We start from the raw sequence: 7890 nt of genomic DNA on the forward strand, positions 1-7890 counted from the left end.
CATCTTGGCAGCGGTCGCCGACAAACCCGGCGCATCGCCACACCTTGATCGGCGGCCTAGCGTGTCGCCCCGGCGAGTCGCCGGATTCCGCGGTCCCCCGGCGCGGAATGCATCGTCGCCGGGCTACACCCGATCGCCCACTCCTCCGCATCCCGCGTCGCGGAATGCATCGTCGCCGGGCTACGTTAACCATCTATGACCTCTGCCCCGCTCACCGTCTACACGACCTCCTGGTGTGGTTACTGCCACCGGCTCATGACGGTGCTCAAGTCCAACGGAATTCCCTACGAGGCGGTCGACATCGAGCACGACGCGGCGGCCGCTGATTTCGTCAGCTCGGTCAACGGCGGCAACAGGACGGTCCCGACGGTCAAGTTCGCCGACGGGTCGACGCTGACCAACCCGAGCGCCGCCGAGGTGAAGGCGAAGCTGGCCCAGACCGGGAGCTAGGCCCGCTCAGTCGATCGCGGCCCAGGATTCGATGATCACGCGGGCGATCGAGATCGACCCGGGCAGCAGCAGTTTCGACTCAGACGAGCTGGACCAGTCCCCCGCCGCGAGCGCGGCGCGCACCTCGTCGCGGGTGAACCAGGCCGCCTCGGCGATCTCGCCGTCGTTGAAGGAGAACTCTTCGGCCGGGTCGGCGACGGCGTGGAAACCGACCATCAGCGAGCGCGGGAACGGCCACGGCTGACTGCCCAGGTAGCGCACGTCGCGGACGGTCAGCCCGATCTCCTCGCGGATCTCGCGGGCGACGCACACCTCGAAAGACTCACCGGCCTCGACGAATCCGGCCAGCAGCGAGAACATCCGCTCCGGCCACACCGCCTGGCGGGCCAGCACCGCGCGGTCACCGCCGTCGTGGACCAGGCAGATCACCGCCGGGTCGATGCGCGGGAACTCCTCGCGACCGGTCACCGGGTTGATTCGTGCCCAACCCGCCCGGGCCGGCCGCGTCGGCGACCCGTCCTCGGGGCTGAAACGGGCCTTCTCATGCCAGTTCAGCAGCGCGACGGCCGCGGACACCAGCTGGCTGCTGGTGTCGTCGAAGATCGGGCCCAGGCTGCGCAGGTTCACCACCTCGGCGTGCGCGCCGGGGTCGTCGGGGGCCTGCAGCGCGCCGCGGATGCCCCACACGTGCCGGCCGTCCTCCAGGCGCCCCAGGAACACCGCCTCCGACGGCGGCTTGTCGCCGATTTCGGCGGCCGCGCCGAGCACCACCCGGCCGTTGGCGGCCAGCACCTGGTTGCGCGAATCCACCCGCAGCAGCGCCGCCTCCGCCCAGCCGGCGGTGGCGGCCTCGACATCGGTGCGCAGCTGATCGGCGCGGTCGGCGCCGACGCGCGACAGCAACGGGACGCTGCGCAGCTGAAAGTCCGCGATCGCCATCAGTGGTCGGCGTTTCGGATGTAGAGCAGTCGGTCGTTGGCCTCGATCGCATCCACCTCGGGCGCGCCGATGCGCAGCAGGTGGCCGTCGCGCACCACTCCGAGCACGATGTCGCGCAGGTGCCGCGGCGATCCGCCGACTTCGGTCTGCTCCACTTCTCGCTCGGCGATGGCCAGCCCGGCGTCGGGGGTCAGCAGGTCCTCGATCATGTCCACGACGCTGGGCGTGGTGGTGGCCAGCCCCAGGAGCCGGCCGGCGGTGGCCGAGGAGACCACCACCGAGTCGGCGCCGGACTGCTGCAGCAGGTGCTGATTCTCGGTCTCCCGGATCGAGGCGACGATCTTGGCGTTGGGTGCCAGCTCGCGCGCCGTCAGCGTCACCAGCACCGCGGTGTCGTCGCGGCTGGTGGCGACCACGATGGATGCCGCATGCTGGGCGCCGGCCAGCCGCAGCACATCGGCTTTGGTGGCGTCGCCGTGCAGGGTGACCAGGCCCGCGCTCTCGGCGTGCTCGAGCGTGCCCCGATCGGTGTCGACGACGACGACCTCGGCCTGGGCGGTCTCGTCACCGAGGATGGCGGCGACCGCCGTCTTTCCCTTGGTGCCGTAGCCGATCACGATGGTGTGGTTGCGCACTCTGCTCCTCCAACGCTGAATCTTCCACCCTTGGCGAGACCGCTCGGAGAGCACTTCGAGCGTGGTGCCGACCAGCACGGCCAGGAACGCGATCCGCAACGCGGTGAAGATCAGGGTGTGCACCAGGCGCGCGGTTTCGGTGTACGGCGTGATGTCGCCGTAACCGGTCGTCGACAGGGAGACCGCGGAGAAGTACACGCAGTCCAGAAACGTCAGCGGTTGGTTGCGCACGTCGCGGTAACCGGTGCGGTCCAGGTAGACGATGACCGCCGCGGCCAGCAGCACCACCAGCGCGATGGCCAGGCGACGGGTGATGACGCGGATCGGGCTCGCATGGTCCTCGGGGATGCGCACCACGCCGATCAGCTGGTGACCGCGCTGAGTGGTCAGGGTTTCGTCCAGACCGCTCAGCTTTCGGGACCTACCGTTGCCCACGGCGGCCCGTCACCGGCTGCACTTCTGCGCACGAGACACGCACGGGTCTTATGTAACCACGGCCACAGCGTCCCCAATACTCGGGCGGCGCAGGTCACACGCCGACGCGGCGGGCGCCGCCGGGATCCGACAGTAGGTCGGCGACCTCGGCGTCGCTCGGCAGCTCGTCGGGAACCACCGTGGCGCCGGCGCGCACGTAATAGAAGGCGGTGCGCACGGACGATTCGGGGACGCCGGCCAGCGCCGCCCAGGCCGAGCGATACACCGCGAGCTGGACGGCGGCCTGCCGCATCGCCTCCGGCCCGTGCGGCGGTTCACCGGTTTTCCAGTCGACCACGGTGGCCCCGCCATCGGGGTCGGCGAAGACCGCGTCGATGCGCCCCCGCACCAGCGTGTCACCGATCGGCATTTCGAACGGCACCTCCACGGCGACGGGAGTCCTTGCGGCCCAAGGCGATTCGGTGAACGCCCGCTGTAAGGCGGCCAGTTCCGCGCTGTCGCCGACGCCGGAATCCGCCGCGCCGGGCAGGTCACCCAGATCGAACAGGCATTCGGCGCCGTAGAACTTCTGCACCCATGCGTGAAAGGCATTGCCCAGCAACGCATGCGGTTCTGGACGCGACGGCAGCCGATGCCTCAGGCGCTGCGCCGTGCCCGCCGGGTCGCGCGCCAGGCCGACCAGGGAACTGACCGACAATTGTCCGGGCAGGGCGAGCGGCGGCGGCTGCACCAACCGGGCACGCTCGGCCAGCAGGGCATCGACATCGGCGGCCCAGCCGTCCACGTCGAGCCCGGTTTCGGTCGCACCGGCGCGCAGCGCCTGAGCCACCAGCGCCGCCCCGCGCTCGACGTCGTTGCGTCGCTCGGCTAGCGGGTCGGGTGGCCACACAGCCTCGATGACGTTGTCGCGCAGTGGGTTTTGCTCACCGTCGGCGGGTGGCGGCGCCCAGTGCTCCACCGTTCCGCACGGGTCGCCGGCCGCGGCCGAGTCGTCGATGACGGCCTTGATCTCGCACAAAAAGTCCGACGGGCCGCGCGGCTTGATGCCGGTGGCCGCCCAGTGGTGCCCGGACACCAGCAGGGTGTCCTCTGCGCGGGTGATGGCGACGTAGAGCAGCCGCCGCTCCTCGTCGATGCGCCGCTGCTCGAGCTGGCGGCGGTGCTCGGAGATCTTGTCCGACAGCTGCTTTCGGTTGGTGACGTCCGAGGTGTCCATCACCGGGATGCCCAGGGCGCCCGCGGCGGCGCGGTCGCCGCGCAACAGCGGGGGTAACTCGCCGGCATCGGTGAGCCAGGTGCTCTTCGACGCCGTGGACGGGAAGGTGCCACCGGACAGGTGGGCCACCGCCACGACTTGCCATTCCAGCCCCTTCGCCGAGTGCACGGTGAGGATTTGGACGCGGTCGCGGGCGACCGCCAATGGTGCCGGCGCCAAGCCGTTTTCGACCGACTCGGCCACGTCCAAGTAGGCCAGCAGGCCGGTCACCGACGTGGCCGCCGATCCGTCCGCGGGCCCGGTTACGGCGTCGGTGCGTTCGGCGTACGCGGCGACGACGTCGGCGAACGCGTCCAGATGCTCGCTGCCGGCCCAGCCGGGCCCGACCCCGGCCGCGGCCCGGACCTCGCAGTCGATGCCCAGCACCCGGCGCACCTCGGCGACGAGGTCCCCGAGCGGATGGCCGAGGTGGGCGCGCAGGGCGCTCAGTTCGGCGGCCAGCGCCGTGATGCGTTGATACCCCGCGGCCGAATATGCCTCGGCCGCACCGGGATCGGCGACCGCGTCGGCCAGGCACACGGTGTCCGCGTCGGGGCCGGCCGCGCTCGCGATCGACTCGGGCGAACAGGGATCGCCGGTCGGCACACCCCCGCCCAGTACACGCGCGCGCTGCCACAACGCCGCGAGGTCACGCGCACCCAGGCGCCAGCGCGAACCCGTGAGCACTCGCATCGCCGCCGCGCCGGCCGTCGGATCGGCGACCAGCCGCAGCATGGCGACGACCTCGGCGACCTCCGGGATGGCCAGCAGACCCGCCAGTCCGACGACCTCGACCGGGATCCCGCGGGCGCGCAGCGCGTCCGCGATGGGCGCGGCATCGGCGTTGCGGCGCACCAGCACCGCGGCCGTCGGCGGGCTGACGCCCTCGTCGCGGGCCCGCCGGTAGTGCGCGTCGAGGTGCTCGGCGATCCAGTCCCGCTCGGCCGTCACGTCGGGCAGCAACGCACAGCGGACCGTGCCGGGTGGGGCATCCGGGCGCGGGCGCAGCGCGTGCACGGCCACCGAGCGCCGCCGCGCCTCCGCCGACACCGCGTTGGCCACCCGCAAGGCGCGCGGCGGATTGCGCCAGCTGGTCCGCAACTCGCACATGGGCGCGGGGGTGCCGTCGGATCGGGGGAAGTCGGTGGTGAACCGGGGCAGGTTGGTCGCCGACGCGCCGCGCCAGCCGTAGATCGACTGGATGGGGTCACCGACGGCCGTGAGCGCCAGGCCGTCGTCGACCCCACCCCCGAACAGCGTTGAGAGCGCGATGCGTTGGGCGTGGCCGGTGTCCTGGTATTCGTCGAGCAGTACCACCCGGTAGCGGCTGCGCAGGTCCTCGCCCACTTGCGGGAAGGTCGCCGCCAGCCTGGCCGCCGACGCCATCTGCATCCCGAAATCCATCACCTTCGCGGCGCGCATGCGTTCGTCGAGGGCGTCGAGCAGGGGCACCAGTTCGGCGCGCTCGGTCTGGGTGGCCAGCAGCCGCAGCAGCCATTGGCTGGGGCCGCGGTCGCGTTGGTAGGGGCCGGCGGGCAGGGAGTGGATCAGCCGCTCCAGCTCCAGGTGGGTGTCGCGCAGCTGGCCGGTGTCCACCAGGTGCTCGGCCAGCTGCCCCCACAGCCGCAGCACCATCGAGGTGACCGCCGCCGGGGTCTTGTCGGTGCGCAGCTGCCCGGGATAGGCGTTCACCACGTCGAAAGCCAGTTGCCACAACTCGGTTTCGCTGAGCAGCCGGGTGTCGGGCTCGACGGGCAGCAGCAGCCCGTAGTCGCGCAGCAGCGAGCCCGCGAAGGCGTGGTAGGTGCTGACCGTCGGCGCGCCCTCGGTGTCGACGGGTGCGTCGGCGGCGCCAGGCGAACCCAGCCCGACGCCGGCCAGCCGGGCCAGTCGGGACCGGACCCGGCGCAGCAGCTGACCGGCGGCCTTGCGGGTGAAGGTCAATCCCAGCATCTGACCGGGATCGGCGTAGCCGTTGGCGACCAGCCACACCACCCGCGCGGCCATGGTTTCGGTCTTGCCGGCGCCCGCCCCGGCGATGACCACCAGCGGCCCCGGCGGCGCGGCGATGACGGCGGCCTGCTCGTCGGTCGGCGGGAAAAGCCCGAGCGCCTTGGCCAATTCGGCCGGGGAATAGCGCGGTGGCGTCATCGCTGTGATCCGTCGGCGTGGGCCGGGCAGTTCGCCCGGACGGGGCAATGGCTGCAGCCGTCGTTGCGCCGCGCGATGAATTGCGGGCCGGACGTTGCGTCAGCCGCCCGGGCGATGACATCGCGCCATTCGTCACCGCCGGCCGCGGTCAGCGGATCCTGTTCGCGTTCGGCCACTCCCGATGCCCCGGTCTTGCCGAGGTAGACCAGCCGGGCACCGCCGGGTTCGACGTTCTCGGTGCCATTGCCGACCAATCCGTCGGCCACCGCCAGCTGATACATGGCCAGCTGGGCGTGCTGTTGCGCGTCGTCCTTGCTGACCGGCGTCTTGCCGGTTTTGATGTCGACGATGACCAGCCGACCGGCGGCATCCCGTTCCAGCCGGTCGACCCGCCCGCGCAGCCGGACCTCGCCGCCGCCCTCGGTGGCCACGGTTCCGTCGATCTCGACCTCGACGCCGACCTCGGTCAGTGCGCCCCGGGTCTGCGACCGCCACTCGATGAAGGCCTCCAGCATGGCCCGGTGGCGAGCCAGCTCGTTGGCCGAATGCCATTGCGCCGCAAAGGGTAGGTGCCCCCAGGCGCGGTCCAGCTCGGCCAGCAATTCCGATTCGCTCTTGTGCGGTTGGGCGATCAGGGCGTGCACCACCGATCCGATCGCCGAGCGCACATCGCGCGGGTTGGATCCGCCGTGCCGCTCGGCGAGCCAGCGCAGCGGGCAGTCGTTGAGGGTCTGCATGGTCGAGGGCGTCAACGTCACCACATCGCCGCTGCCCCGCAACGGTTCGCTGGTGCTGACCGGGGTCAGGCCGTGCCACCCGGCCGGGTCGGCGCCGGGCACGCCGGCTCGGGCCAGCCGGGCCAATTGTGTTGCCGCGCAGTCCCGGACGGCCTCGTCGACCGCCCCGTCGGGGGCGCACACCACGCCGCGCAGCCGGCCGACCAGCGCCGCCGCGGACAACACCCGCGGAGCCGAGACCGGTTGTAGCTCAGCGCTATCCGGTCCTCCGTCGGCCCACCGCGCGATTTCAGCGAAGAAGGCCGACGGCAGCGCGGCCTCGTGGCCGGCCCCGCCGGTGTCGCTGTCGACGGCCGTCACCAGCAACCGCCGGCGGGCCCGGCCCATCGCCGCGACCAGCAGCCTGCGCTCCTCGGCCAGCAGCGGTGCCCGCACCGACGCGTCCGCGCCGACCCCGTCCAGCACGTCCAGCAACCGCTGGGTATTCAGCACACCGCCACGCGGAACGGTATTGGGCCACAACCCTTCCTGCAGACCGGCGATCACCACGAAATCCCATTCGTGCCCCAGCGCGGCGTGCGCGCTGAGCACCTGGACCTGTTCGGCCGCGGCGAACGGCTCGGGAACGGCGCCCGGCAACGCCAGCGCGGCGATGTGCTCGACCAGACCGCGCAGCGATGCGCCCGAGGTGCGCGACACGTAGTCGTCGGTGACGTCGAACAGCGCGGTCACCGACTCGAGGTCCCGGGTGGCCTGGGCCGCGGCAGGCCCGCCGCGCTCGCTGACCGACAGCCAGCGGCGCTGCAGCCCGGACCGGTGCCAGGCGGCCCACAAGGTGTGGCGCGGGTCTTCACCGGCGCGGTGCGAGCGCGCGGCCGCGTCGAGCACCCCGCGGACCTTGCGCAGCGGGCCGAACTGCGGCCCCGGCGGCACGGCGCCGGCGGACAGCGCCTCGACCACCAGCTCGGCGAAGTCGCCCGCGGGGCGATCGGGGTTGGCGCGCTGCATCGTTCGGCGCAGCTGGCGCAGCGACACCGGATCGACCCGACCGATGGGGCCGGTCAGCAGCGCCAGCGCCTGCTGCCCGTCCAGCCCGTCGGCGGTGGCCAGCAGCACGGTGAGCAGGGCCCGCGCGGCCGGTTCCTCGGCCAACGGGCCGGGGATGGCGGGCGCGGCCACCGGCACCCCGGCGGCGGCCAAGGCGCGCGGCAGGCGCGCACACCTGGTCGACGGTGTGCCCTGGTCACAGATGGCGGTCATCGTGCGGTCGGTGCCGCGGGCGGGTGCG

At 72.3% G+C, this 7890-nt stretch carries 5 protein-coding genes; 1 reads left to right on the plus strand and 4 read right to left on the minus strand.

What is annotated here, in order from left to right:
* The first annotated feature begins 195 nt into the window (after nt 1-195).
* Nucleotides 196-450, plus strand: a complete 255-nt coding sequence (gene mrx1, locus A5624_RS22315; RefSeq protein WP_066871166.1) for a mycoredoxin Mrx1 — start codon at nt 196-198, stop codon at nt 448-450.
* 6 nt (nt 451-456) lie between these two features.
* Here the strand turns inward: mrx1 and nudC are convergent, their stop codons facing one another.
* From nudC to A5624_RS22335, 4 genes are all read right to left on the minus strand, one after another.
* Entirely contained in the window at nt 457-1389 is a 933-nt protein-coding gene (nudC, locus tag A5624_RS22320; RefSeq protein ID WP_066871169.1) for an NAD(+) diphosphatase, read from the minus strand.
* The gene (locus A5624_RS22325; protein WP_066871171.1) at nt 1389-2459 is read right to left on the minus strand and encodes a TrkA family potassium uptake protein; all 1071 of its coding nucleotides are present in this window, start codon (nt 2457-2459) and stop codon (nt 1389-1391) included. The genes nudC and A5624_RS22325 overlap by 1 nt, the downstream gene beginning before the upstream one ends.
* Before the next feature lie 94 nt (nt 2460-2553).
* Nucleotides 2554-5865, minus strand: coding sequence for an ATP-dependent DNA helicase (locus tag A5624_RS22330; protein WP_066871174.1), 3312 nt, complete (start codon nt 5863-5865; stop codon nt 2554-2556).
* On the minus strand, nt 5862-7890 hold a 2029-nt coding region (locus tag A5624_RS22335; RefSeq protein WP_197519011.1), incomplete at its 5' end, for a UrvD/REP family ATP-dependent DNA helicase. The genes A5624_RS22335 and A5624_RS22330, both read right to left, overlap by 4 nt.

The organism is Mycobacterium sp. 1482292.6, assembly GCF_001672995.1.
GTDB lineage: Bacteria > Actinomycetota > Actinomycetes > Mycobacteriales > Mycobacteriaceae > Mycobacterium > Mycobacterium europaeum_A.